This is a genomic window from Streptomyces sp. NPDC005070 (assembly GCF_053600395.1).
In genome coordinates this window covers 1-25140 of sequence record NZ_JBSFZS010000077.1, presented here as the reverse complement: position 1 = coordinate 25140, position 25140 = coordinate 1, and the positions used below count along the sequence as shown (strand labels likewise).

Annotated in this window: 24 protein-coding genes, 1 tRNA gene and 1 pseudogene; 13 read left to right on the top strand and 13 right to left on the bottom strand. The window is 70.3% G+C overall.

The window, feature by feature from the left end; genetic code table 11:
• Positions 1–94: 94 nt before the first annotated feature.
• The gene (locus ACWEBX_RS24595) at positions 95–763 is read left to right on the top strand and encodes a mycothiol-dependent nitroreductase Rv2466c family protein (protein ID WP_451886981.1); all 669 of its coding nucleotides are present in this window, start codon (positions 95–97) and stop codon (positions 761–763) included.
• A 115-nt stretch (positions 764–878) separates the two neighbouring features.
• Positions 879–1505, top strand: a complete 627-nt coding sequence (locus tag ACWEBX_RS24590) for a histidine phosphatase family protein (protein ID WP_451886980.1) — start codon at positions 879–881, stop codon at positions 1503–1505.
• Positions 1506–1602: 97 nt separating this feature from the next.
• Here ACWEBX_RS24590 and ACWEBX_RS24585 read toward each other — a convergent pair whose 3' ends face one another.
• From ACWEBX_RS24585 to ACWEBX_RS24560, 6 genes are all read right to left on the bottom strand, one after another.
• Positions 1603–2496 (bottom strand): TauD/TfdA dioxygenase family protein, encoded by an 894-nt coding sequence (locus tag ACWEBX_RS24585; RefSeq protein ID WP_451886979.1) that lies wholly within the window; start codon positions 2494–2496, stop codon positions 1603–1605.
• A gap of 82 nt (positions 2497–2578) precedes the next feature.
• The gene (locus ACWEBX_RS24580; protein ID WP_451886978.1) at positions 2579–3985 is read right to left on the bottom strand and encodes an LLM class flavin-dependent oxidoreductase; all 1407 of its coding nucleotides are present in this window, start codon (positions 3983–3985) and stop codon (positions 2579–2581) included.
• Positions 3982–4836, bottom strand: a complete 855-nt coding sequence (locus ACWEBX_RS24575) for an ABC transporter ATP-binding protein (protein ID WP_451886977.1) — start codon at positions 4834–4836, stop codon at positions 3982–3984. Before ACWEBX_RS24575 ends, ACWEBX_RS24580 begins: the two co-directional genes overlap by 4 nt.
• Positions 4812–5855, bottom strand: a complete 1044-nt coding sequence (locus ACWEBX_RS24570) for an ABC transporter permease (protein ID WP_451886976.1) — start codon at positions 5853–5855, stop codon at positions 4812–4814. The genes ACWEBX_RS24575 and ACWEBX_RS24570 overlap by 25 nt, the downstream gene beginning before the upstream one ends.
• 5 nt (positions 5856–5860) lie before the next feature.
• Positions 5861–6961, bottom strand: a complete 1101-nt coding sequence (locus ACWEBX_RS24565) for an ABC transporter substrate-binding protein (RefSeq protein ID WP_451886975.1) — start codon at positions 6959–6961, stop codon at positions 5861–5863.
• A gap of 524 nt (positions 6962–7485) precedes the next feature.
• Entirely contained in the window at positions 7486–8688 is a 1203-nt protein-coding gene (locus ACWEBX_RS24560) for an ROK family protein (protein ID WP_451886974.1), read from the bottom strand.
• 562 nt (positions 8689–9250) lie between these two features.
• Between ACWEBX_RS24560 and ACWEBX_RS24555 the strand changes: the two genes are divergently transcribed.
• A complete protein-coding gene (locus ACWEBX_RS24555; protein WP_451886973.1) occupies positions 9251–9835 on the top strand; it encodes a biotin transporter BioY in 585 nt (194 codons plus the stop codon).
• Between the two features lie 97 nt (positions 9836–9932).
• Here ACWEBX_RS24555 and ACWEBX_RS24550 read toward each other — a convergent pair whose 3' ends face one another.
• The gene (locus ACWEBX_RS24550) at positions 9933–10652 is read right to left on the bottom strand and encodes a hypothetical protein (RefSeq protein WP_451886972.1); all 720 of its coding nucleotides are present in this window, start codon (positions 10650–10652) and stop codon (positions 9933–9935) included.
• Between the two features lie 186 nt (positions 10653–10838).
• Here ACWEBX_RS24550 and ACWEBX_RS24545 point away from each other — a divergent pair, with 186 nt between their 5' ends.
• A complete protein-coding gene (locus ACWEBX_RS24545) occupies positions 10839–12509 on the top strand; it encodes a serine/threonine-protein kinase (RefSeq protein WP_451886971.1) in 1671 nt (556 codons plus the stop codon).
• 61 nt (positions 12510–12570) lie between these two features.
• Here ACWEBX_RS24545 and ACWEBX_RS24540 read toward each other — a convergent pair whose 3' ends face one another.
• The gene (locus ACWEBX_RS24540) at positions 12571–14058 is read right to left on the bottom strand and encodes an amino acid permease (RefSeq protein WP_451886970.1); all 1488 of its coding nucleotides are present in this window, start codon (positions 14056–14058) and stop codon (positions 12571–12573) included.
• Between the two features lie 259 nt (positions 14059–14317).
• Between ACWEBX_RS24540 and ACWEBX_RS24535 the strand changes: the two genes are divergently transcribed.
• The gene (locus ACWEBX_RS24535) at positions 14318–14812 is read left to right on the top strand and encodes a ribose-5-phosphate isomerase (protein ID WP_451886969.1); all 495 of its coding nucleotides are present in this window, start codon (positions 14318–14320) and stop codon (positions 14810–14812) included.
• A 103-nt stretch (positions 14813–14915) separates the two neighbouring features.
• On the top strand, positions 14916–15725 hold the full coding sequence (locus tag ACWEBX_RS24530) for an Fpg/Nei family DNA glycosylase (protein ID WP_451886968.1): 810 nt from the start codon (positions 14916–14918) through the stop codon (positions 15723–15725).
• 53 nt (positions 15726–15778) lie between these two features.
• Here ACWEBX_RS24530 and ACWEBX_RS24525 read toward each other — a convergent pair whose 3' ends face one another.
• Entirely contained in the window at positions 15779–17008 is a 1230-nt protein-coding gene (locus ACWEBX_RS24525) for a GNAT family N-acetyltransferase (RefSeq protein WP_451886967.1), read from the bottom strand.
• Between the two features lie 170 nt (positions 17009–17178).
• On the opposite strand from ACWEBX_RS24525, the gene ACWEBX_RS24520 reads away from it, so the two are divergent.
• Both ACWEBX_RS24520 and ACWEBX_RS24515 read left to right on the top strand, forming a co-directional pair.
• A complete protein-coding gene (locus tag ACWEBX_RS24520) occupies positions 17179–18351 on the top strand; it encodes a PP2C family protein-serine/threonine phosphatase (RefSeq protein ID WP_451886966.1) in 1173 nt (390 codons plus the stop codon).
• Positions 18352–18411: 60 nt separating this feature from the next.
• The gene (locus tag ACWEBX_RS24515; protein WP_451886965.1) at positions 18412–18867 is read left to right on the top strand and encodes an HD domain-containing protein; all 456 of its coding nucleotides are present in this window, start codon (positions 18412–18414) and stop codon (positions 18865–18867) included.
• 123 nt (positions 18868–18990) lie between these two features.
• Here ACWEBX_RS24515 and ACWEBX_RS24510 read toward each other — a convergent pair whose 3' ends face one another.
• Complete coding sequence (locus ACWEBX_RS24510; protein ID WP_451886964.1) at positions 18991–20163, bottom strand: acyltransferase family protein; 1173 nt, start codon at positions 20161–20163, stop codon at positions 18991–18993.
• Positions 20164–20810: 647 nt separating this feature from the next.
• Between ACWEBX_RS24510 and ACWEBX_RS24505 the strand changes: the two genes are divergently transcribed.
• On the top strand, positions 20811–21005 hold the full coding sequence (locus ACWEBX_RS24505; protein WP_189314022.1) for a hypothetical protein: 195 nt from the start codon (positions 20811–20813) through the stop codon (positions 21003–21005).
• A gap of 419 nt (positions 21006–21424) precedes the next feature.
• On the opposite strand, the gene ACWEBX_RS24500 is transcribed toward ACWEBX_RS24505, so the two are convergent.
• Together ACWEBX_RS24500 and ACWEBX_RS24495 are read right to left on the bottom strand one after the other, a co-directional pair.
• Positions 21425–21550: a hypothetical protein gene (locus ACWEBX_RS24500; protein WP_451886991.1), complete on the bottom strand. Its 126-nt coding sequence runs from the start codon at positions 21548–21550 to the stop codon at positions 21425–21427.
• 6 nt (positions 21551–21556) lie between these two features.
• Positions 21557–21745, bottom strand: a pseudogene (locus ACWEBX_RS24495) (DUF6083 domain-containing protein); the annotation flags it as partial.
• Between the two features lie 380 nt (positions 21746–22125).
• Here ACWEBX_RS24495 and ACWEBX_RS24490 point away from each other — a divergent pair.
• The 4 genes from ACWEBX_RS24490 to ACWEBX_RS24475 all read left to right on the top strand — a co-directional run bounded on the left by ACWEBX_RS24490 (position 22126) and on the right by ACWEBX_RS24475 (position 23759).
• Positions 22126–22293 (top strand): hypothetical protein, encoded by a 168-nt coding sequence (locus ACWEBX_RS24490; RefSeq protein ID WP_451886963.1) that lies wholly within the window; start codon positions 22126–22128, stop codon positions 22291–22293.
• Between the two features lie 435 nt (positions 22294–22728).
• Positions 22729–23106, top strand: coding sequence for an SMI1/KNR4 family protein (locus ACWEBX_RS24485; protein ID WP_451886962.1), 378 nt, complete (start codon positions 22729–22731; stop codon positions 23104–23106).
• Between the two features lie 193 nt (positions 23107–23299).
• Entirely contained in the window at positions 23300–23641 is a 342-nt protein-coding gene (locus ACWEBX_RS24480) for a hypothetical protein (RefSeq protein WP_451886961.1), read from the top strand.
• 29 nt (positions 23642–23670) lie between these two features.
• Positions 23671–23759, top strand: a tRNA-Ser gene (locus ACWEBX_RS24475).
• A 303-nt stretch (positions 23760–24062) separates the two neighbouring features.
• Here ACWEBX_RS24475 and ACWEBX_RS24470 read toward each other — a convergent pair.
• On the bottom strand, positions 24063–24656 hold the full coding sequence (locus ACWEBX_RS24470) for a hypothetical protein (RefSeq protein WP_451886960.1): 594 nt from the start codon (positions 24654–24656) through the stop codon (positions 24063–24065).
• Positions 24657–25140: the final 484 nt, after the last annotated feature.

Genomic DNA, 25140 nt, shown 5'->3' with positions numbered 1-25140 from the left:
TCCCCATGGCGACCCCGGAATCGCACGGATGCGCGGGAATGGTGCGGGCGCGTGCCGGTGTTCCCAGGGGAAACATCGCGTTCCGAGGAGAAGCATGCCCGAGCAGACCGCTCAGACCAGTTCCGGCAAGACCCCCGTCGACTTCTGGTTCGACCCGCTGTGCCCCTGGGCCTGGATGACCTCGCGCTGGGTGCTGGAAGTGGAGAAGGTCCGTGACATCGAGGTCCGCTGGCACATCATGAGCCTCGCCGTACTGAACGAGCCCAAGCTCGACGAGCTTCCCGACCACTACCGCGAGATGCTCGCGACCACGGCGTGGCAGTCCGTCCGGGTGGTCACCGCCGCCTGGCAGAAGCACGGCGACGACGTCCTCGGCCCGCTGTACACCGCGCTCGGCAACCGCTTCCACAACGAGGGCGCGGGCCCGACCAAGGAGGCGATAGCCGGCGCTCTCGAAGAGGTGGGGCTCCCGGCCGACCTGATCGACTACGCCGACCAGGAGGACTTCGCGTTCGACGCCGAGCTGCGCGCCTCCCACAAGGAGGGCATCGACAAGGTCGGCCAGGACGTCGGCACCCCGGTCATCGCCGTCCCCGGCTCCGACGGCGAGCAGATCGCCTTCTTCGGCCCGGTTGTCACCCCCGCCCCCAAGGGCGAGGACGCCGCCAAACTCTGGGACGGCACGCTCATGGTCGCCTCGGTGCCGGGCTTCTACGAGATCAAGCGCACGCGTACGGCGGGACCGGACTTCAGCAACCTGTAGGACGTCCCGGTCTTCCGGGACCGGCCCGGTCCCGGAAGACCCGGATCCGATTCCGGGTCCCCGGACTTCTCGTGGCGCGCCCGCGGGCCCGGCCCGACCTGGATACTGCGGCCTCATGAGTACTAGGAGCCGCAGTACGACCCTCCTCCTGGCCCGGCACGGGCAGACCGTCTGGCACGCGGAGAACCGCTACGCCGGAGTGAGCGACGTCCAGCTCACCGAGGAGGGCCGCGACCAGGCGGAGGCCCTCGGCCGCTGGGCCGCCGCGCACCCCGTCGACGCGATCTGGACCTCGACCATGTCCCGTGCCGTCGCCACCGCCGAGCCCGCGTGCCGCGCCCTCGGGCTGGCCGCCCGGCGCGAACCCGCTCTGCGTGAGTGCGACTTCGGGGTACTGGAGGGCCGTACGCTCGCCGAGTTCGAGCTGGAGAACCCGGTCCGGGCCAAGGCGTTCCGCACCGATCCGGTGTCCTACCCCTTCCCTGAGGCGGAGGATCCGCGCACGGCGGCGGCCCGGGGAACACGCGCCCTGCGCCGCGTCGCCGAGGCCCACCCCGGCGAGCGTGTGCTGGTCGTCGCCCACAACACCCTGCTGCGGCTCGTGCTGTGCGCCGCGCTGTCCGTCCCGCTGGGCGAGTACCGCCGCGTGCTGCCGGGCCTGCGCAACGCCGCGATCACCGAACTCCGGGTGGAGGACGGGGCGGCCGCCCTGCTCTCGCTCAACGTGCCGTGCGGGCCCTGACGGACGGCCCCCGCGAGGGGGATCCTCGCGGGGGCCGCCCCGTCGTCCGTCGTGCGGCGTGCTTGGTCCGCCGTCCGTCACACGAGCCGGTACGGCGTCACACGGCCACCGGCGTGTAGTGCGAGGCGTCTCCCTCGATCGAGTGACTCTTCTTGCCCTCGATGCCGACCGGCACGTCACCGGCGACCGTCACCCGGTGCAGCCGGCGCGGCAGACCGTCGTAGTTGTCGATCGCGTAGTGCTGGGTGATCCGGTTGTCGAACAGGACGAGCTGGTTCGGGGACCAGCGCCAGCGCAGGACGTTCTCGGGCCGGGTGACATACGCCTGGAGCAGGTCGAGGATCTTGCGCGACTCGCCCACCGACAGCCCGATGATCCGCTGCGCGAACCCGCCGATGAACAGACCGCGTTCGCCGGTCAGCGGGTGCACCCGGACGACCGGGTGCGCGGTACGGAACGTGATGGACGTGAACTGGGCGCGCTGTGCCGCCTGTTCGTCGTCGATGTTCTCGTCCGGCACCGCGTAGTCGTAGTCGTTGGTGTGCTCGGCCCACAGGGTGTCGGCGAACGCGCGGAGCGGTTCGGGCAGATCGCGGTAGGCGGCCGCGGAGTTGGCGATGAGCGTCTCACCGCCGTACGGCGGCACGGTGATGCTGCGCAGGGTGCTGGCCTGGGGCGGGTTCAGCACGAAGGTCACGTCGGTGTGCCAGTGGTTGGCGCGGCCCCGCTCGCTGTCGACGGGCAGCACGTTCGGGGCGCCGTCCACGGCGGGCACGGTGGGGTGCGCGGTGGTGAGGTCGCCGAAGTGGCGGGCGAAGGCCTGCTGGCCCTCGTCGTCGAGGTCGACGTCGTCGAAGACCAGCGCCTTGTGCTCGTTGAGGGCGGTGCGCAGGGCGGCGGCGGTGATGTCGTCCAGGGGCTTGGAGATGTCGACGCCCAGGACACGGGCACCGATGTGCGCGGTGACCTTCTGGATCTCGATGTCGGACATGGATACGGGTCCTTTCGGTTCGGCCGTTCGGGGATCGGGGATCGGGGATCGGGGATGACGGGTTCGGAGAATGCGAGCGGGGTCAGGCGAGGGCGGACGCGGTCGCAGGGGCGGACGTCGGTCCGGGTGCGGGGAGCGCGGCCGTCGTCGCCGTCGTGGTCGGTGTCGCGTACCGGTTGGCCGGGCGCGGAAGCCCGTAGCGCTCCCGCAGGGTCTGCCGGGGCCCGTACTCCCGGCGGAGCAGACCCCGGTCGCGCAGGATCGGCACCACGTGGTCCACGAAGAGGTCGAGGCCGGACGGCAGCACGGCGGGCATGATGTTGAAGCCGTCGGCGGCGCCGCCGCGGAACCACTCCTCGATCGCGTCGGCGACCTGTTCGGGCGTCCCGGCGAAGGTCAGATGGCCCCGTCCGCCGCCGAGCCGGCCGATGAGCTCGCGGACCGTGAGCCGCTCGCGCCGGGCGAGCTCCGCGACGAGGGTGTAGCGGCTCTTGGCCCCCTCGATCGCGCTCTCCGGCGGCAGGTCGGCGGGAAGACGCGCGTCGAGGCGGAGAGTGCCCGGCTCCAGATGGAGCAGGTGCTCCAGACGGTTCACCCCGTGCTCGTACACGATGTGGTCCTCCAGGACCCGCTCGTGGGCGCGCGCCTCCGCCTCGGTCGAACCGATGACCGGGACGATGCCGGGCAGCACCTTGAGGTGGTCCGGGTTCCGGCCGGCGCGCTCGGTACGGGACTTGAGGTCGGCGTAGAAGTCCTGGGCGTCCGCGAGGGTCTGCTGGGCGGTGAACACCGCTTCCGCGTACCGGGCCGCGAAGCGCTTGCCGTCCTCCGAGGAGCCCGCCTGCACCAGAAGCGGGTGACCCTGCGGTGTGCGGGGCACGTTGAGGGCGCCCTCCACACTGAAGTACGTCCCCTTGTGGCGCGCGGGATGGATCTTGCCGGGGTCGCCCCAGACACCCGCGGCCTTGTCGGCGACGACGAGGTCGTCCTCCCAGCTGTCCCAGAGCTTGAGCGCCACGTCCAGGAACTCGGCGGCGCGTTGGTAGCGGGTGGCGTGCGCGGGCTCGTCGTCGAGGCCGAAGTTGCGGGCGGCCTCCGCGCCCGCGGTGGTCACGATGTTCCAGCCCGCGCGGCCGCCGCTGATGTGGTCGAGGGAGGCGAGTCTGCGGGCCAGGTTGTAAGGGGAGTTGTAGGACGTGGAGGCGGTGGCGATCAGGCCGATGTGCTCGGTCGCGGTGGCCAGCGCGGTGAGCAGGGTGATGGGTTCGAGCGCGCCGGACGGGCGCTGGCCGACGCTGTTGAACAGCACGGGGCCGTCGGCGAGGAAGAGGGAGTCGAAGGTGCCGCGTTCGGCGATCCGCGCGAGGCGCACGTAGTGGGCCGTGTCGACGTGGGCGTACGGGTCGCTCTCCGGGAGCCGCCAGGAGGCCTCGTGGTGGCCGGTGCTCATCAGGAAGGCGTTGAGATGGAGCCGGCGCGGGCTGGTCACAGGTGCTTCTCCTCGTGGTGTACGGGCACGCCGTGCCCGGCTCCGCCGTCCGCCGTCGCCTCCGGTTCGGTCGCGGTGTGCTCCGCCGCCCCGGGTTCCGTCCTCGCCGCGGTTCCTGTCACGTCCTCGGTCACCCCGAGCGCGTTCAGGAGCCGCTCGCGGTAGGCGCCGAGCAGGGGATCGCGGTACGAGCGGGGGTGCGGGCGGTCGATGGTCAGGTCGACGCCGATACGGCCGTGGTCGAGCACGAGCACCCGGTCGGCCAGCACGATCGCCTCGTCCACGTCGTGCGTGACGAGCAGCACGGACGGCCGGTGGCGCTCCCACAGTTCGCGCAGCAGCACATGCATACGGATCCGGGTGAGCGCGTCCAGCGCCCCGAACGGCTCGTCGGCCAGCAGCAGTTCGGGTTCACGGACGAGTGAGCGGGCCAGGGCGGCGCGCTGTGCCTCGCCGCCGGACAGCTCGTTGGGCCAGGCCCGCTCGCGCCCCGCGAGTCCCACCTCCGCCAGGGCGGAGCGGCCCTTCTCCGCGGCCTCCCGGCCGTCCGTGCCCAGCAGGACGTTGTCGAGGACGCGACGCCACGGCAGCAGCCGGGAGTCCTGGAAGACGACGGACACCCTTTCCGGGGCGCTGAGTTCCCCGCTCCCGGCGACGCCGTGATCGAGGCCGGCGATGGCGCGCAGCAAGGTGCTCTTGCCGGAGCCGCTGTGTCCCAGCAGGGCGGTGAACTGGCCCGCAGGGAGGTCGAGGTCGACACTGTCGAGGACCGTGCGGCCCTCGAACGACCGGGTGAGCCCGCGCAGCCGGACCGTGTCGGAGCGGGTCAGTTGCTGAGAGTGCGTCGCCATGACAGCACCTTTCGTTCGACGAGACGAACCGCGCTGTCGGAGACGAGCCCGAAGATGCCGTAGATCAGCAGGCCGACGAGGATGATGTCGGTCCGGCCGTAGTTCTGGGCCTGGAACATCATGTAGCCGAGGCCGCTGGTGGCGTTGATCTGCTCCAGGACGACCAGGGAGAGCCAGGAGCCGGTCACGCCGAGCCGGAGCCCGACGAAGAAGCCGGGCAGCGCGCCCGGGATCACGATCTCCCGGATGAAGCGGAGCCTCGACAGCCCCTGGACCTCGGCGAGTTCCACGAAGCGGTGGTCGATGCCGGACAGGGCGGAGTGCAGGTTCAGATAGATCGGGATGTAGACGACGATGGCGATGATCGCGATCTTGAAGGTCTCTCCGATGCCCAGCCAGAGGATGAACAGCGGGATCAGACCGAGGGTCGGGATCGCCCGGTTGAGCTGCACGGTCCCGTCGATCAGCGCCTCGCCGACGCGGCTGAGCCCGGACGCGAGGGCGAGGAGGACACCGGCGGTCAGGCCGAACGCGAAGCCGTATCCCGCGCGCTCCAGGGAGGTCAGCACATCGGTGGGCAAGGTGCCGTCGGTCCACAGGTGCCCGGTGGTTTTCAGCACCGTCCAGGGCGCGGGGATCGCGCCGGGATCGAGCTGTCCGGCGGCGGACGCGACGGCCCACAGGGCGAAGAACAGCGCCGGACCGATGAGCCGGGAGGCGGGCAGCCGCTTGCCGGGCGCGAGACCGCGCCGCCGGGCACGGGGAGCCCGCCGCAACGGGCGGTCGCCGGTTCCGGCCTCGCCGACCGCTCGCGCCGCGGCCGGCTCCGTCTCGGCCGCCGCTGTCCCGGTCCCGGTCCCGGTCCCGGGCGTGGCCGGAGCCGCGGCGCCGGTCCCGGTCTCGGTCTCGGATGTGCCCGGAGCCGCGGTCCCGGTCCCGGGGGCAGCCGGGGCCGCGGCGGCGGACTCGGTGTCGGTCGTGTCCGGTGCCGCGGTCGTCGTCGTGGTCCTGGTCGTCATGGCCGTCACTTCCGGTATTCCGCGGGTACGGCCCTGGCAGCGACGGCCTCGAAGCGCCGGTCGAAGAGCGAGCCGACCTTGAACCCCTTCACGAAGCCGCCCTCCGCGAGCAGATCGGCGGTCTCCTGCTCCCACTTGACGGCCTCGTCCCAGCTCGGCGGGAACAAGGGCTTGTTGGCCAGGGCGGTGATCGCCTGTGCCTGCGGGAGGGTCAGGTTCTGCGTCTTGACGTAGAACTCCTCGTTCCAGGCGTCGGGGTGCTCGTACGCCCACACCTGGCCCTTCGCCCAGCGCGGGATGTACGCGGCGACCGCGGCCGCCTTCGCGCGGTCGGCCAGCACCGACGACGGCGCCCAGAGCAGGTTGAGCAGGTCCACCACGTCGGTCGTGATGGTGTGGGCGCCCTTGGACCCGTACTGCTTGAGATAGGCCGGCGCCTGGCTGTTGGCGAGCGGGGCGATGTCCACCTGGCCCGCCTGGAGCGCCGTGAGGAACTGGTTGCTGGTCAGCGGTACGAGGTTCACGTCGTCGTAGGCGATGCCGGCCTGCTTCAGGGCGCGCAGCAGGACGACACCCTGCGCCTGTCCCTGGGAGAAGGCCAGCTTCCTGCCCTTGAAGTCCTGGACGTCCTTGATGTCGCTGCCGGGCTTCGTGGCGAACAGGTAGTTGGGCTTGCGGGTGATGTTGATCGCGACGATCTTGGCGTCGAAGCCCTGGAAATGCGCCTGGATCGGCGGGATCCCCGCGTTGTTGCCGAGGTCGAGGGACTTGGCGCGGAAGGCGTTGATGACGTCGGGTCCGGCGCCGATGTTCACCCAGTCGGAGACGGTGAACGGCAGCTCGGACAGCCCCGCCAGCTTGAACTGGAGTTCCTGGACGCCCTGGTACGAGGCGATCGCGAGCCTGGTGCCCTGCGGCACCTTGTCGGCCAGGGGCGCCGACAGGTCCCCCTGGGACCGGCTGCCTGCCGCGTCGGCGTCGGCGCAACCGCTCAGTCCGGCCGCCGCCGCGACACCGAGAAGGGAGGACAGGAACACGCGCCGGTCGACACCGGACGCGGACAGGGGAGAGGAGGAACGCGTTGACCGTACGGACAGTGGTGGCATGGAAGGACTCCGGGGATTCCAAGTGGCGGGACGGCGCGCGAAGTTCCGGGCAGGGCGAGGCCGGAAGGGACGCGGGCGCGCCGAAGGGACACACGCCGGGGGCGTGCCTGAAGAGACGGGCGACCAGGGCGACGGCAGCCCGACGGCCCACGCCGCGGAGGGCGTCGGCCGGCCGATCCATGGGGAGGCGTGACGCGTGAGGGCGTGACGGCGGCCGGACGGCCCTCGGGCGAAGGCCGTCGGGCGAACCCCGCGCTCCGGCGGATCAGCCGGAGAAGGGACCGGCCGGCCGGCGGACCGGCGCGTCAGCGGATCGGGCGTCTCGGAAGATCGGCGACACGGTGCCGGTGACGAGACGTCAGGGGCGACCGGTCAGCGACAAGGGGTCAGCAACAACGTGTGCGTGCGACCCGCATCAGGTCGACCACACGGCACTTGGTGAGCGGAACCTGCACCCGCGCGCTGCTCATGCACACGATGCTCCTGTCCGGGAACGAACCCTGTCAACATTCCGACTTTCTGAATTAATTAGCGCCCGGTGAGCGGCCCGGAGAGCCCAGCGGGTCGCGGTACAGGACGTCGAGCACGACCGATCCGCCCGCCACGGCGAGCACCGCATCGGGGAAGCTGGTGGGGACGACCGCCGACGCCCGCTCGGGTCCCACGGCCTCGCGCAGCGCGTCCAGGCAGTCCTCCCGGTGCATGGCGCCTATCTCGGTGACGACGACCGTCTCCGGGTTGAGCACGTCGAGCAGCAGCCCCGCCGCGCGCCCGACCATCCGCGACCGCTCCGTCAGGAGTCCCACGGCGAGCGGGTCGCCCGCGGCCGCCGCGGAGACCACGTGCATCGGGTTCGAGCCGTCCGTGACGCCGAGCTCCCGGGCCCGCCGGCACAGCGTCCGTTCGCTCAGCTCGGCCTGGAGGCACCCCGTACGGCCGCAGTCGCACCGCTCCGAACCGCCCGGCAGCGGCAGATGCGCGATCGCGCCGGCCTGCGAGCGAGGTCCGTGGTGCACCTGGTCGTGGGTGGCGAAGGCGGCGTCCACCACGTTGCCGGCGAACAGATGCAGCACGCTCCGGCTGCCCCTGGCCCGCCCGAACAGCCGCTCCCCGTTGACCAGCGCCCGCGCGTGGCCGTCCACATGGACCGGCAGTCCCGTGCGCGCCCCGATGGTCTCCCGGACGGCCACGTCGTGCCAGCCCAGCAGCGGGTGTTCCACGATCGTGCCGGACTCGGCGTCCACCCAGCCGCCGGCCGCCACACCGACGCCGAGGGCGGTACGGCCGGGGACACCGGCGAGGAGCGCGGTGATCGCGTCGGCGGCGTTCGCGAGGACCTCGCCCGGCTCGGTGCGCTCGTGGCGCAGCCGCTTCTCGGTGAGGACCCGGCCGCGCAGGTCGAGCAGCGCGACGGTCGTGTACGGCACGGCCACGTGCACCCCGCCGACCACGAAACGGGAGCGGTCCAGGTCGACCGGGAGATGCGGCCGCCCGACCCCGCCCGACCGGAGGGGTGCGGCGGCCTCCCGGATCAGGCCCCGTTCGGTGAACCGGGCGCAGTAGTCGGTCACCGACGCCGGGGAGAGCCCGGTCAGCCGCGAGATGGTGCTGCGGGCGACCGGACCGTGCTCCAGCACCGACCGCAGGATCACGCTGGCGCTCGCCCGGCGCCGGTCGAGGACGGGGGAGGGAGGGGACAGGGAAGGGGGTGCCACCGTACTGGCCATGGAGTTCATCCTCGGGAGCTGGTCCGGCCGAGCGCCGTCACGTGCGCCACGCCGCGACGGGCGCGACATGACCTGGTGTGGTCCGCTGTGGTCTCGTCCCGGCGGGCCGGATCCGCTCCGCCCCGCTCAGGAGGGGTGGCGACAGGTCGCGGTGCCCTGGCGTCGCAGGTCGACATAGCGACGCGACGAGAAGTTCAGGGCCTGGGGAACCATGGGGTGAAGGGTAGGGGTCGGCCGGGGGGACCTGCCAGAGGCGCCCAAGGACCGGACACCGCGCCCGCCCGGCGGAGAACCAACCGACGGGGTCTTTGGTGAGTCTCCACAGTCCCGCCTCCGAACAGCCCCGTAGCGAAAACGACTTCACCTCCGTGACCAGCATCACCTTCGGGCAGGTGTGCCAGGCACTCTTTGTAAGGAGCCCACCAAGTCGTTGATCCGTGCTTTGTCGAGCGCTGACGGTGATCACCCGTGGGCCCCTGGGATAGCGTCGCCGTGTTCCGACCTGTCCTTCCCCCGGGCTCACCATGGGCCGAGGGGGCAACCCCTGTTCGCCGGAGTCCTCATGAGCACCGCTGTCGCCACGCCCTCCCGCCCCGGCGAGGTCCTCGCCGACCTTCTTCCGGCCTCCCGCGTCCGTGACGCCGCCCTGGTGCTCGGCGGTGCCGCGCTCACCGGTCTCGCCGCGCAGATCTCGCTGCCCGTCCCGGGGTCCCCGGTGCCGGTGACCGGTCAGACCTTCGCCGCGCTGCTGGTCGGCACGGCCCTCGGCGCACGCCGCGGCTTCCTGTCGCTCGCGGTGTACGCGCTCGTGGGCATGGCCGGCGTCCCGTGGTTCGCGCAGGGCAGCTCCGGTGCCTCGGCCCCGTCCTTCGGTTACATCCTCGGCATGCTGCTCGCGTCGACCGTCGTGGGCGCCCTCGCCCGCCGCGGCGCCGACCGCTCCGTGCTGCGCATGGCGGGCACGATGCTGCTCGGCGAGGCGATCATCTACGCGATCGGCGTTCCCTACCTGGCCCTGGCCACCGGCATGTCGGCGAGCGCCGCCGTCGCGGCGGGTCTCACCCCGTTCCTGATCGGCGACGCCCTCAAGGCCGCCCTGGCGATGGGCATCCTGCCCACCGCGTGGAAGCTCGTCGACAAGACGTGACGCCCACGCCGGTGAGGCGATGACGTCGAGGCCCGCCAGGCCGGTTCCCGGTCCGGCGGGCCTCCGCGCTTTTCCCGGCCGGTGCCGTGCCCGGCGCTCAGTGTTCCCGTCGCGGCCTGCGCCCGGCCCACCACAGCCCCGCCGCTCCGGCCGACATCAGTGCCGCGCCCGCCATGCCGAGCGGCACGACCTCTCCTCCGGGCCCCGTCTTCGGCAGCCGGTCGCCGCCCGGTGCCACCGGCTTGTTGTCGGTGCCCAGCAGCAGCGGGGTCGCCGGGGCGTTCGGAGACGGATTCGTCGTACCGAACGGGACCGGGCCCTGCTGCCAGTACGTCTTCTTCCCGTCGCTCGTCTGGACCGGAAGGCAGATCTTTCCGGTCCCGCTCAGATCGAACGTCGCCTCGACGTCGTACGTTTTCGATTCACCCGCGGCGAGATTCCCCGGGGAACAGACGAAACCGCTGTTCGACCCCTTGGGGAGATTCTTTTCGGCCAGGGCGGTGCAGCCTTCGACGTTCTTGACCTTCAGGCCGTCGAATCCGACCACCAGCAGCCTGATATCGCCGCTCTCCTTGGTCCCCCCGTTCTTCACCGTGGCGGAAATGGCCGTCTTCTGAGTACTGTTGTCGACCGAGATCCTCTCCGGCAGCAGCGTGGTCACCCGCACGCCCGCCGGGGCTTCGTCCATCGCCTTTCCGCCCTTGCCGCTCCCCGGCCCCCCGTCGTCCGCGACGGCGGAGTGGGAAAGGATCATCACGGTCGAGAAACACGCCGTGAGCAGGGATCCCGTAATGGTGGTCGTCCGACGAGAACTCATGTTCGCCCCCCTTGGCTGCGCCTGAATTCGCAGTACTTGAAGAGGTACCACAAGATTTCTCCGCACTATGCTGGTACGGCCTGAAGCGTGACCATTGTGGTTCGGTTGTGACGGGCGATTGTGGCTGATGTTGAGGGGGTGCAGAGAATGTCGGCGAATGTACAGGGTGGTGTTCCGGGATTATTGGTGACCGGACGTTATCGGCTGGTCGAGAGTATTGGCCAGGGGGGAATGGGGCGGGTGTGGCGAGCCGCCGACGAAATGCTCGACCGGCAGGTCGCGGTCAAGGAAATGCGCATAGACGGACTCGACCCCGAGGACACCAGGACCCGCCGGGAGCGCACCCTGCGCGAAGCGAGGGCGACGGCCCGGATCGACCATCCCGGCGTCGTCCGCGTCTATGACGTCGTGGACGCGGGCGAGCGGCTGTGGATCGTCATGGAACTCGTCGCCGGCCGCTCGCTCGAACGGATCGTGGCCGAGGGCGGACCGCTGGAGGCGTGCGAGGCGGCCCGCGTCGGTCGCGAACTGGTCGGGGCGCTGCGGCAGGTGCACGCCCAGGGAGTACTGCACCGCGACATCAAGCCGGGCAACGTCCTGGTCGAGAGCGCCGGACGGAACCGCGTCGTCCTCACCGACTTCGGCATCGCCGCACTCCAGGACGCCGAGGCCCTCACCATGGTCGGCATGCTGGTCGGTTCCCCCGACTACATGGCGCCCGAGCGGGTCTCCGGCCGCCCGCAGGGCCCGCCCTCCGACGTGTGGTCGCTGGGCGCCACGCTCTGCGCGGCCCTCGGCGGCCGCTCCCCGTTCTCCCGGTCCACCACCCTCGCGACCCTGCACGCCGTTCTCTACGAGGAGCCCGAACTTCCCGCCGAGGTGGGGGAGTTGCGGGAGATCCTGGCCGCCCTCCTGGAGAAGGACCCGACCGCACGCCCCGGCCTGGAGGAACTGGAGGCGGCACTCGCGGACCTCGCGCCCGTCCCCGCCCCGCGCCCCGGCCCGGATCCCGTGGCCGAAGCCGCCGCCCAGGAGCCGGGGCCCTCCGGGGCGGCCAACGCCTCCACCGAAGCCTCCTCCGGACCGCGTACGGAGCCCGGCTCCGGCGTTCCCTCCCGCCGGCCCACGCTGCCCGTGCCCGTGCCGCCGGAGCCGCACGAACTCCCGGAGCCCGCCGCACCGTCCGGCTCCGCGGGCGGCGGGCTCCGGAGCCACGACCGGAGCCGGAGCCGGTCCGGTACCCGGCGGCATGGCGCGTTCGCCGCCGCCGGGGTCGTCGCGGCGGGAGCCGTCGCCTGGGCCGTCGTGGCCCTGACCGGCGGATCGCCCGGCGGCGCGGGTGCCGCCACGGACTCGTCCGCGTCGACCGCCTCCGGGGCCGAAGGTCCCTCGTCCACGGCGCCCACCGTCGAGGGAACCTCGCGTCCGCCCAGCCTGCCCGCGGGAGCGCGCCGGGAGGCCGGCGGCTACGCCTGGGTGCCTCCCAAGGGCTGGCGGCGCGATCCGCAGACCGGTTCCGAGGTGCACTACACCTCGCCCGACGGCACCCAGGAACTGGCGGCCAAGTCGTCCATCGCCAGGGGGAATCTCCTGGACACCTGGACGACCTCCGAGCGGAACGCCCACCAGGGGCAGGACTACCGGAAGATCCGGCTGGAGCAGACGATGTTCCGCGGCCGGAGCGCGGTCGTCTGGGAGTACACCTTCACGCTCAAGGGCGTGAGCTGGCACGCCCGGCTGCTCGGCTTCGACACCGACGGGAAGTCGTACCAGATCAGCACCTGGTACCACCAGGACACCGAGAGCCGGGCCCTCACGGTCTACGACCGGGTCAGGGACGGCTTCACCGTGCTGTGAACAGGGAGGGGCCCGCGGCGGTGTGCCGCGGGCCCCTCCTCGATCGGGCTTCGGTGGCGGGTCAGGCGCCGACCTCGGCCCGGGTCTCCTCGCGCGAATCGCTCGCGACCGGCTGCGCCGAAGAACGGGCACCCGCGCCGGCCTTCTGCCGGACGAAGGCGACGACCAGCACGACCGCCGCGACGAGCAGCGACAGCAGCACGGTCTCCCGGCCGTCGTGTTCGGTGTCGGTCAGCATGTAGCCGAGCACGAAGACGATCATCGCGGCCGTCGCCCAGGTCAGGTACGGGTAGAGCCACATCTTCACGACGAGCTTCTCCGGCGCCTCACGCTGGATGATCTTCCGCATCCGGAGCTGCGAGAAGCAGATGACGAGCCACACGAACAGGGCCACCGCACCGGAGGAGTTGACCAGGAAGAGGAAGACCGAGTCCGGGAACTTGTAGTTGAAGAAGACGGCGACGAAGCCGAACACGACCGAGACGACGATGGCCGTCATCGGCACACCGCGCCGGGTGGTCCTGGCGAACGCCTTCGGCGCGTCCCCGCGCTCACCGAGCGAGAAGGCCATGCGGGAGGCGGTGTACAGGCCCGAGTTGAGGCAGGACAGCACGGACGTCAGCACGATGAAGTTCATGATCTGACCGGCGTGCGCGATGCCGAGGGAGTCGAGGGCGGCGACGTACGAGCCCTGCTTCTTGATCGAGGGGTCGTTCCACGGCAGCAGGGTGATGACGACGAGGATCGAGCCCAGGTAGAAGACGGCGATACGCCAGATGATGCTGTTCGTCGACTTGGTGACGGCCCGCTGCGGGTCCTCGGACTCGCCGGCGGCGAGGGTCGCGATCTCGCTGCCCATGAAGGAGAAGACGACCAGGAGCACACCGGTGAGGATCGCGCCGGGTCCGTGCGGCAGGAATCCGCCGTGGTCGGTCAGATTGCCCAGTCCCGCCTTCTCGGCGTCGACACCGGGCAGCAGCCCGAAGATGGCCAGGCCGCCGACGACGATGAACGCGCCGATCGCCACGACCTTGATCCCGGCGAACCAGAACTCGAACTCGCCGTACGAGCCGACGGAGACCAGGTTGGTGGCCGTCAGCACCACCATCACGATGAGCGCCCAGCCCCACTGCGGTACGGCGGGGATCCAGCCTTCGAGGATGTCCGCGCCGGCGGTGGCCTCCACCGCCAGCACCACGACCCAGAAGAACCAGTACAGCCAGCCGATGGAGAAGCCGGCCCAGCGGCCGAGCGCGCGGTCGGCGTGCGCGGAGAACGAGCCCGAGGTCGGGTTGGCGGCGGACATCTCACCGAGCATCCGCATCACCAGCACCACGAGCGTGCCGACGAGGGCGTACGAGAGAAGGATGCCGGGGCCTGTCGTGGCGATGCCGGCCTTGGAGCCGACGAAAAGCCCGGCGCCGATGACGCCGCCGATGGCGATCATCGACAGATGGCGGTTCTTGAGCCCGGCCTGGAGGCCGCCACCGGGTTCTCCGGGGCCTCCAGGGGCCTGTGCGGCCTTCGTGGGGGTCGGCTGCGAGGTCATGAGGGGGATTCCTTTGCGCCGGATGAGCAGATTCCCGTACAGAGCGCCCGACCCGTACGAGCGGTGTACGGGGCGCGCACCGGTCCGTTGTGGGGACCGGCGTACAAGTTGGTCCAGTGAAACGGAGGCAATCGAATTCGTGAACCTTTGAATCCAGATCGTTACTTGAGGTTTCCTTGAGGTTCTGTAGGCTGAGTCACGGTTTTGCGTTGTGGGACCCGGCGCGACTGCCCCGAAACAGTCGTGTCACACTCGGACCATGCGCGTGTATCTCGGATCCGACCATGCCGGTCTCGAACTGAAGAACCACCTCGTCGAGTGGCTCAAGGCCGCCGGCCACGAGCCCGTCGACTGCGGGCCCCACATCTACGACGCCCAGGACGACTACCCGCCGTTCTGCCTCCGCGCTGCGGAGCGCGCCGTGGCCGACCCGGACGGCCTCGGCGTCGTCATCGGCGGCTCCGGCAACGGCGAGCAGATCGCCGCGAACAAGGTCGCCGGTGTACGGGCCGTCCTCGCCTGGAGCGAGGAGACCGCCGCGCTCGGCCGCGAGCACAACAACGCGAACGTCATCTCCGTCGGCGCCCGCATGCACACCCGGGAAGAGGCGACGAAGTTCGTCGAGACCTTCCTCAACACGCCCTTCACCGGCGAGGAGCGCCACGTCCGGCGCATCGAGATGCTCGCGGACTACGAGAAGACGCGGGAACTCCCGCCGATTCCGGCCCACCACCCGCAGCAGCCGCAGGCGTAACACCGACGGGCCGCGTGCCGCGGATCCGAGGGGCCGGCGAACCGCCGGCCGCCGGGCCGCCGGGCCGCCGGGCCGCCGGACGAGAGAGACAGCAGGAGGAACGGTGCCCGAGGGGCACACCATTCACCGGCTCGCGGAGGACTACCTCGCCGCGTTCGGTGGCCGCGGCGTCCGCGTCACCAGCCCGCAGGGCAGGTTCGGTGACGCCGCGGCCCTCCTCGACGGATCGGTCCTGACCGGGACGCAGGCCCACGGCAAGCACCTCTTCCTCGGCTTCCGCCCGGAGCGCTGGATCCACATCCACCTCGGCCTCTTCGGCAAGGTCGGCTTCGGCGGCACGCCCGCCCCGCCGCCCACCGACACCGTCCGCCTGCGACTCGTGAACGAGACCGCGTACGTCGACCTGCGCGGCCCCACCACCTGCGCGCTGATCACGGACGACGAGAAACGCGCGATACACGACCGCCTCGGCCCGGACCCGCTGCGCCCGGACGCCGATCCCGCCGCGGCCTACCGCCGGGTCTCCCGCAGTCGTACGACGATCGCCGCGCTGCTGATGGACCAGAAGGTCATCGCGGGTGTGGGCAACGTCTACCGCGCGGAGGTCCTCTTCCGGCACGGCATCGACCCGTACCGGGCGGGGAGGGATCTCGGCGCCAGGGAATGGGACGCGATCTGGGCCGACCTCGTGGACCTCATGCGCGAGGGCGTCCGCCACAACCGCATCGACACGGTCCGGCCGGAGCACACCCCCGAGGCGATGGGCCGCCCGCCGCGCGTGGACGACCACGGCGGCGAGGTCTACGTCTACCGCAGGGCCAGTCTGCCCTGCCACATCTGTGGCGGCGAGATCCGCACCGCCGATCTCGCCGCCCGCAATCTCTTCTGGTGCCCGGCCTGCCAGAAGGCCTGAGCGCCCGCGAGGGTGCCGGGTCCCGGAACCCGACGTCCACGGGGATGCCGGGTCTAGAACCCGTGCGGCAGCCAGGGGGAGAGCACCGACGTGAACGCCGTCGACGCCTCCGCCAGGGCCCCTTGCCGCAGTTCACGCACCCTGCCGGCGGCCGCGAGCGAGGCCAGCGACACACCGCCCAGATAGGCGGCCCCCAACTCCCGGACGGTCAGGGCGAGATCCGGAGCGTCCTCGGTCCGTACGCACACCGCGCCCTTGGTGTCGCCGGTGAGCCGCCAACGCCCCTCGTTCCAGAGGCAGAAGGAGTCCTCGACCTCGAACACCACGTCCACCGGGGCCTGGTAGCTCCGCGCCTCCAGCGCCGCGCCGACTTCGACGAGCCGCACATGCAGCGAGTCCTTCACCCGCAGTTGGCAGCGGCGGATGTCGGAGACCATGTGCTGCCAGGCGTCGTCCATGGGGCGCCCCCGGGTCCGCAGCGTGGACGTCAGGTCGATGTCGAAGAGGAACCGCCACAGCGCGGCCCGCGCCGCCGGGTCCAGCCCCTCCAGGTCCACCATCGTCACCGCGCCGTTGTGCCCGGCCGGGCCCCACTCCGGCTTGACCCGGAAGCGCGTGTACCCGACGATCTCGCCGTCCCGCTCGGCGACCACACACTGCAACGGAGAGGCTCCGCTGCGCTCGCTCTCCGGGTCGAGCAGCATGAGCCGCTCCCAGCCGGGCCGGCGCTCCAGCATCCCGGGCCGCCGCGGCACGAGCCGCGCGTACACCGCCTCGCACGCGTCCAGCACCTCGGCCGGCGCCGCGTAGCGCAGCCGTACGTCGTCGGTACCGGGCGGCACGGACAGCCGGACCCGGGCGGTGTCGATCTCCGCGCTCACCGACGAGGTCGCGATGCCGTAGCCGAAGCGCCCGTAGATCACCGGCTCCGACGCGACCAGGACGGCGAGCGCCTCACCCCTGGCCCGTACGTCGTCGAGCTGGCGGCGCATCATCGCGGTCAGCACTCCGCGCCGCCGGTGCGTGGCCGCGACGCTCACCATCGTGACTCCGGCCGCCGGCACCGAGGCGCCGCCCGGGACCGTCACACGGAAGGAGAAGGCCCCCGCCGTACCCACACAGCTCTCCCCGTCCCACACGCCCAGCGAACGGTCGTACTCTGTGAGCGCGTTCCACAGCTCGCGCTCCTCGGACGACTCCGCCACACCTCCGAACGCGCGGATCAGGTTCTCGTACCATTCGTCCCAGTCGGCCTGCCGCAGCACCCGAACGTCAGTCGTCATGGCCCATGCCTACCAGGGCAATGCGGTACGAGCGAGGGAATTTCGCCCGTCCGCGACGGCCCCGGCACCCACGTGCCGGTGTGGTTCTCTGTGAAGTTGAGCGCTCGGAGGGGGGACAAGTAGGACCTCCCGTGCCAAGCGCCTGGTCCGATGGATAGGGTCCCGAACTAATGGCAGCAGGACGAGAGCGGCGCGCTGAAGCCGATACGTTCACGGCCCGGTTGAAGATGCAATGGCACCGGGCCCGCACAGGGCTGCGCAGATCCGCCGTCGACTACTTCCGCGGGGACGGTTCCGACTGGATCGCGCTGGCCGCTCTGCTGATCATGATCCCGGTGATCGCCTCCACGACCCTGGTCAACTCGGTGTGGTGCTCACCCGCCGCCCTGGTCCTGCCGATCGTGGCCGGCGGCCTGCTGTTGCGGCCCGCCAGCCTGCTCGGGCTGTACGCGGCCGCCGCCACCGCGCTGATAGTGGAGTCCGTGAAGCTCGGCCCGTACACCGAGGGCCCCTCCCGGGTGACGCCCGGCGTGGTCCTGGTCGTCGCGGCCTGCGGCTTCTTCGGACTGCTGATCGCACAGTTCCGCAGCCGCGTGGGCGTGCCCTGGCGGCGCGGCGGCACCATGCTCTTCGACCTGCGCGAACGCATCCGCGTGCAGAGCAAGCTGCCGAAGCTGCCGGTGGGCTGGCACCGCGAGATGGCGCTGCGCCCGGCGGGCGGCCAGTCCTTCTCCGGGGACTTCGTCGTGGCCGCCCGGACGAATGGCGGCCGGACCCTCGAAGTCGTCCTCACGGACGTCTCCGGCAAGGGAATGGACGCCGGCTCCCGCGCCCTGCTGCTGTCCGGGGCGTTCGGCGGCCTCCTCGGCTCCCTGCCGCCGCACGCCTTCCTGCCCGCCGCGAACGGCTATCTGCTGCGCCAGGACTGGGACGAGGGCTTCGCGACCTCGATCCATCTGGTGCTCGACCTCGACTCGGGCGACTACGAGCTCTTCTCCGCCGGACACCCGCCGGGCCTCCAGCTCAGCGCGGGCAGCGGCCGCTGGGAGGAGAAGGCCGCCGAAGGCCCCCTGCTCGGTGTGTACGACGGCGCCCAGTTCGACCCGGTGAAGGGCTCGCTGCGGCCCGGGGACGTGCTCATGCTGTTCACGGACGGTCTGGTCGAGACCGCCGACCGGGACATCGTCGAGGGCATCGACCGGCTCACCGGGGAGGCCGACCGCTATGTCGCCGGCGGCTTCCACGGCGCCGCCTGGCACCTCATCGAGGCGGTGGCCAGGGACGTCAACGACGACCGCGCCCTCCTGCTCATCTGCCGCGACGCCCTGGCCCCGGTACGCTGACGGCCCCCCCGCGGTTCCCGCGACGCTGGCGGCGGCCCGTACCGAGGAGACACTGATCGCGTGACCCGACCTCTCCTGACCCTGGCCGAAGTCGAAGCGCTCGCCCGCGCGGCGCACGCGGCCCAGACCGACAAGGCCGGCCGGCCGTACGCCGAGCACCTCCAGGCCGTGGCGGACGGCGTCCGCGAGCGCGGCGGCGACGACGACCAGATGGCGGCGGCCTGGCTGCACGACGCCGTCGAGGACGACGCCCTTTCCGAGGAGTGGCTGGACGAAGCCGCGCTGAGCCCTCGTACGAAGGACATCGTCCGGGCGCTCACCAAGGCGGACGGCGAGGCCCCGGAGGCGTACGCGCGACGCGTCCGCACCACCCGGGGCGCCCTGCTGGTCAAGGCGTCCGACCTGGCGCACAACTCCGACCCGCGCCGCCTCGCGGTCCTCGACGAGCTCACCCGGGCCCGGCTGACGAGGAAGTACGAGACGATGCGCTCCCTGCTGGGGCTGCCGCCGGACTGAACGCCCGCACGCGGAAGGGCGGGCCCGGAGTTTCCCGGGCCCGCCCTTCTCGTACGCGCCTCGTCCGCCGACCGGCCACGCGGCCATCGGCCGGCCGTGTCCGGCCGGCCGCGTGCCGGCCCCCTACGCGGTGGCCTTGGCCCGCTCCCGGGCGGCCTCCGCCGGATCCCGCCTGAACGCCCACGCCATCTTCGGCTCCATCGAGAACCGGAAGATCCGCTGGACGGGCCGGGTGCACAGGACGGTGACGAGCGCGGCCGCGAACACCGTCACGAGCACCTCGCCGAGCGGCTTGTGCATCCACCCGTGGTCGAACCAGCCCCAGTGGTCGGCTGCCTTGACGACGAAACCGTGCAGCAGATAGCCGTACAGCGTGCCCGCGCCCAGCGCCGTGAACCAGAACGTGCGCCGCGGCACCCAGGCGAAGAAGCAGACCGTGAGCGCCAGCGAGGAGCCGTAGAGCGCGAGCATCATGACGACGCCGGCCCACCAGGGGGCACCCAGCTCCTGCGCGCTGTCGCGGTGGAAGAACCAGGCGGTGTTCATCCGGGGCACCGCCCACCAGCCCACGAGCAGCGCCGTGGCGAACACCGGCACCGACAGGACGCGCACCTCGCGGCGGCGCACCATCTGGAAGTGCTCGGGCTTCATGACGAGACCGAGGACGAAGAACGGCAGGAACTGCAGCACCCGCTGAAGGTCCAGGTCGTCACCTATCGCGGGCGAGACGGACGCGAGCAGGGCGACGCACACGGCCACCGGGACCGGCCAGCGGACCAGCTTCCACAGCGGGGTGGTCAGCCGCCAGACGAACAGCGCGACCAGGAACCAGGTGAGGTACCAGGGGTCGAGCAGGCTGATCGACTGGTCCGGGGCGCCCCAGGCGAAGCGGTCGACGAGCGAGTACGCCGTCTCGAACAGGACGTACGGGACGGCGACGCCGGTGACCAGCCGCTTCAGGCGGTCGGGGCGCATGTCGAAGCTGCGCGAGAAATAGCCGGAGATGATGATGAACGCCGGCATGTGGAAGCTGTACACCACCGTGTACAGCGCTTCCAGGATGCGGCTCTGCCCCTTCAACGGCTCCCACGCGTGACCCATGGCCACGAGCACGATCGCCAGGTACTTGGCGTTGTCGAAGAAGGCGTCGCGCTGTTTGGCGGGCTTGGCGCCCGGTGCGGTGCCCGCCGTCGCGGACGTCCGGGGCGAGCGCGGGCCCGGCACTCCGTCCACCGGCTGCCGGGCCGGGGGGAGTGGTGATCCGTGGTGACTGTGGGGCCGGAGCGAGTTGGTCACAGGCCCTCCCGCCAAGAACTCGGGGGGACGTTTCCGGACCTCGCTGCGCGAACGGGGGGCGTGGCGGCGTGGAACATCTGAGGCACCCTAGCGTCGTCTGTGCGTTCTCGTAAAACGCCCGATGTCATTCCTTCTTATCGCCTGCGCGTACCCAGGATTCGGAGATGTGTGCCTCCCGATCCGCAAGTGGTTTCGTATATCGATTCGCTTACCGGCGAAGGGTGTTCTGTCCGGATTCATTCCGACTTAGCCGTGCATAACGCCTGCGGGCGACTCTGGAGATATGTCCGGTTCGAAGCCCTTTGGCGGCCCGTGCGCCGTGGTCGCGGTGTGCCGGTGGCAACAATTCGAATTACCTGCGAACAGGATGTGTGGACATGGCAACGGTCGCCGGGAATTTGCTGTGAGGAGCGCCTTCGAATTGCGCCGCGGGGCAGTGTCCACGGTGTGCTCGCGTGCGGCCCGGGGCGGGGCGGGGCGGCGTGGCCCGGGTGAGGCGCGGGCTCACTCCGGGGTCGGGGCCCGGTCAACGATGCGTCACCTGTCGCATAGGAGTGGCCGGTTGGTGGCACGATGGTTCTGGCGGGGGTGTGCGGGGCTGCACCTCCGGGCCGGGAGAGCGGACCGACCGTAGGGTGTGATCAGTTGTGGCCATTTCGCTGTCAGTGGTGCTGCTGTTGGCGATCATCCTCGTGGTGTTGATCCGAGGGGGATCCATCAAGCCGGGGCCTGCCATCGTCGCGGTGCTCTTCGGCTTCTTCCTCGCGTCGACCGGTATGGCTCCCTCCATCAACCGGTTTCTCGACTCGATAGCGGAGACCATCAACTCGATCAGTTTCTGAACGGGACGCGGCGAGAAGCGCCCTTCGCCGGATCGCGGAGAGGCGCCGCGCGGCCCGCGCCGGGCGCACGCCGGCGACCACGCGCGCCGTCCGCGTACATCTCCGCGCCAGAAACTCCGGCGGACCGGACCCGGAACTCCGGCGGACCGGAACGCCCCCGGGAACGACGAGAGCCAGGCGGGAGGAATCCATCCTCCGACCTGGCTCTACGTCATATGGAGCGGGCGACGGGAATCGAACCCGCGTAGCTAGTTTGGAAGATCGCGTACGTGGGTCCGGGCTGAGCTGGCGAGACGCTGACGTGCGGGTTCTCGCGTCGTTCGCCGACGTTCCCCGTGGCTCCCCGCCGGTCGCCGCCCGATCGGGCACGCCGCGGGCACGGCGGTCGACTGTCGGCGTGCTGTGATCGACGTCTCACGCTACTCGGGGACGCACATCATGCGGTGGGCCGGCACGACGGATTCGCCCGGCAGCGGATCGACTCCACGGACCCGTACGGCCACGATGTCGGTGACGATGGGGGATCGGGCCGGAAGCTTCGTCAAACGCCACCGGAAGGGCTCTGGGACGTCCTTGGCGGGCAACTCCAACGTAGCGAGGCTGACCCAGCGATCGTAGTTCGTGGGGCATACCCGAACTAATGATCCGCAAGTGGGGCAAGTGGGTGGCTCGATCCATGACACGTCGTCGGGATCGGGCTCGGGTCGCGGGGCGGCCGTGGCCCCGTCGACTTCGGCCATCTCGTTGGCGATGGTGTTCCAGCAGACATCGCAGAGCTTGGCCATGAGGTCGATGCGCCCTCGCTCGCGCACGGTGGAGCCGGCGGCACCGCAACGATCACATGCGAACTGGGATTGATCGGATAAACCCCCCATGTGAACCAGTGTGGTTGATTGAGGATGGGTCGGAGTAGGGCGCGATTTAGCCGTGTTGGGGGGCCTGAACTCACCTTTTAAGCAGGAGTCTTCGGCTCCTGAGCGAGCCCATGCGTAGTAAGCAGACGGCCAACTGCCCATGGCTATCAAGTTGATCGGGCGCGGATGGGACACGGTCGCCTACTGATCCGTAGCTATACGATCCGATCACGCGCCAGAATCACTCCGAAGGGACGAGTTCCGATATGGGTCGGCTCATTCTGCAACTTGCCGCGGTGTTCATCGGCTTCGTCGCACTGCTCCGTCTGGTCGGCGGGTCTGCCGGATCGCCGGAGGTCTCCATCTGGCTGGTACTGCTGGTCTTGGCCTTCGCCGTGGTGATCCGTCGCCACCGCCGCCGTGCGAGGCGCTGAGCGCCTTTCCGACCCGGGGCCGGGGCCCGGAGATCGCGTACCCGCCACCCCCAGCTTCCATCCCGTACGCCGTCGACCCACACGCCGTGGAGCGGGCGTGGTCCAGGGCGTCAAGGTGGAGAAGGTGATCTGGTCTGTCGCTGGATGGCGACCGCCGGGCTCGGTGCCCTATGCGCGATCAACGCGCTGCGCTGACCTGAAGTCAAGCCGTAGGCCCCCTCGATGCGAACTATGGGCGCGACGGTCATTGAGGTCTGCCGGGTTGGTGAACCGGTCGCCAAGCGCTGGTGACGGTCGGCTGCGGTCGTGCTGGTTGCTGTACTTCGCTGCTGTACGGCGCCTGCACTCGGGATGACTGGTCCCACCGATTAGGCTGCGCTCGTGTGGAGAGAAGCTGCTGCTGGGGCTCTGCCCGGCGTCACATTTCGACCGTCTGTGGACGGGACCGCTCTCGCTGAGGCGGAGCAGCGGCTCGGCCGAGGCTTGCCGGCGCAACTGGCAGCGCTGCTGCTGGAGACCAACGGGGTAGTCGGCGCCTACGCGAAGGACGTCGTCTGGTCCCTGGATCGGATCGTGGAACAGAACCTGCTGTTCTGGGCTCCTGATACGTTCCCGGGCCTGTACATGCCCTTTGATCCGCTGCTGTTCTTCGGCGACAACGGTGGGGGCGACCAGTTCGCCTTCGTGTTGACGCCCGAACGTCCGGATATCTTCGTCTGGGACCACGAAACCGACAGTCGGCTGTGGGCTGCACGGGAGCTGGAGGACTACTTGCAGCGCTCTCTCGCGGGTGGTGGCGACTGGTGGTGGTAGTCGAACGCGCTCCGGCCGACAACTTTGACCATGCGGCCTCATCTTTATCAGGTCGGTTACGGGGACCCATCGACGTCGGTCAACCTGTCATCTGCCTCGTCCTGCCGGCCTCTGAGGTTCGGTGTCGACCGCCCATGCTCGCACCCGTTGGTGTCAGGTGCTGATGTCAGTGTGGGGTGAGATCGTCTTCGGCATGGCCAACGCAGACGAAGAAGAAACCGGCGCCGAGCATGCCGTCATCGCCCGCTATCGACTGGCCGGTGACGGCTTCGGCGAGCCCGACCAACGGGAACTCGTCCGCCAGGCACGGTCCCTTCTGACCGAGGTGATTGAACAAGCCGACGCCGGACAGTTCGATGGGAGCGAATTCGGGGGTGGTGAGGCAGTTCTTTATGCCTATGGGCCGGACGCTGACGCGCTATTCGCTGTGATGGCACCCATCCTGCGGGGCGTGCCCTTCCGCCCCGCCCACGTCACCTTGCGCCACGGATCGGTCGATGATCCGTCGGCTGCCGAGCACCGCGTGGACCTCTGACGAGGCGAATCTGCGCTGTTCGCCGACGTGGGTGCCGCGTCGGCAAGGCCACCTCCTGTAAGCGGTCTTGAAAACCGTCGTGGCAGCGATGCCACCGTGGGTTCAAATCCCACACCCACCGCAGGTGAACGGCCCCTGACCAGGTAAATCGGTCAGGGGTCGTTCTCGTGTCCGCTACCCGCCAACGACCGTGGTTCCCCGCTGCTTCCCGAGCGAACGGGCACGAGAAGGGCACGTCGCTGACGATCTCCAGACGGCGAGCAGCAGCAAGACCAGGACCGCGCCGCCGACGAGGATCACAGCACCTCCGCTCGCAGCGAGGGCGAGCGCAAGGCCGAGTACTTCTTCGCCTTCGCCGGCATCGCCAGCGCCCTCATCTGCTATCGCCGTTTATCCAAACGAACTAGCTCTCAGCTGTGCCTCAGTACCAAGGGGACCACCCGTAGTGCCGGACCTCTGCCGGAGCGATGTCCCAGGAACCGTGTGCGAGCACCCCGGGCTTGCCAAACGATGCCCAGCTCAAGAGGGTATCGCCAGCGAACTGCGCGCCCCGCTCGAACGAGAAGTCGGCCCAGCATATGTAGCCCGTAGGGCAATACCACCAACTCAAGTCCCGCTCTACGGCGCACGTCTCCAGCTCCGCGTCCAGCTCCAACGGCACGCGGCCGATCAGGCGGATCCCCTCGCACGTGACCTGGGGGCCACGCAGCCCATCGACGAGCACGCAGGTCAAGCCCACGCCTTCGATGAAGTAGCAGTTCACGGCAGGGCGACGCTCGTCCGACTCGGCCCTGCGGAACTCGACTCGCCACTGCGCACGCTGCGGGTTCCAGCGCTCGATCTCGCACTCCTCGGCGACAAAGCCATGCCCCGCCATGATCGTGACCACTTCATATCGATCGGCCCCGAAGCTCAGCGGTCCAACCATCTGGCGAGGAACGAATCCCCACTGCTCCCGGTCCGAATCCGCGAGCACCGCCCCATAATCCGTGTCCACCGCGCCATGATCGCTCACATGACGCAGTCTGCTCAATCCGACCGAAGAACCCTAGTCAAGCTCCCTGCTCTACCCCTTCTCGCAGCCAGTCAAAACAACCTTTAAGCCATCCAGTTGCCCTTCCCCACCACTCACGCCGGCTCCCATCCCGTCTGCCGTCGACCCACACACCGTGGAGCAGGCGTGGTTCAGGGCGTCAAGGTGGAGCGCCCTACTGGACGAACGACCTTGACGCCCTGGGCCGCGCCTGCTCGGCTCTGCCTGGGTCGACGGCAGACGGGATGGGAGCACCCCGCGTACACCACACTCGGCCGGCACCCGCGAACGGCGCCCCCGCCATCTCGGAGCCTGAGCGCCCCCGCCGGAGGCATGCTTGGACCGTTGCCGCGTTCCTGCGGTACTCGACTCATGGCCACGGCCCTATCCACATGTGGGCGCGCGTCGGCGCAGCGCGGGCGGAGCGGGCCGAAGGCAGGAGCGGCGCCCGGCGCGGAGCCGGGAG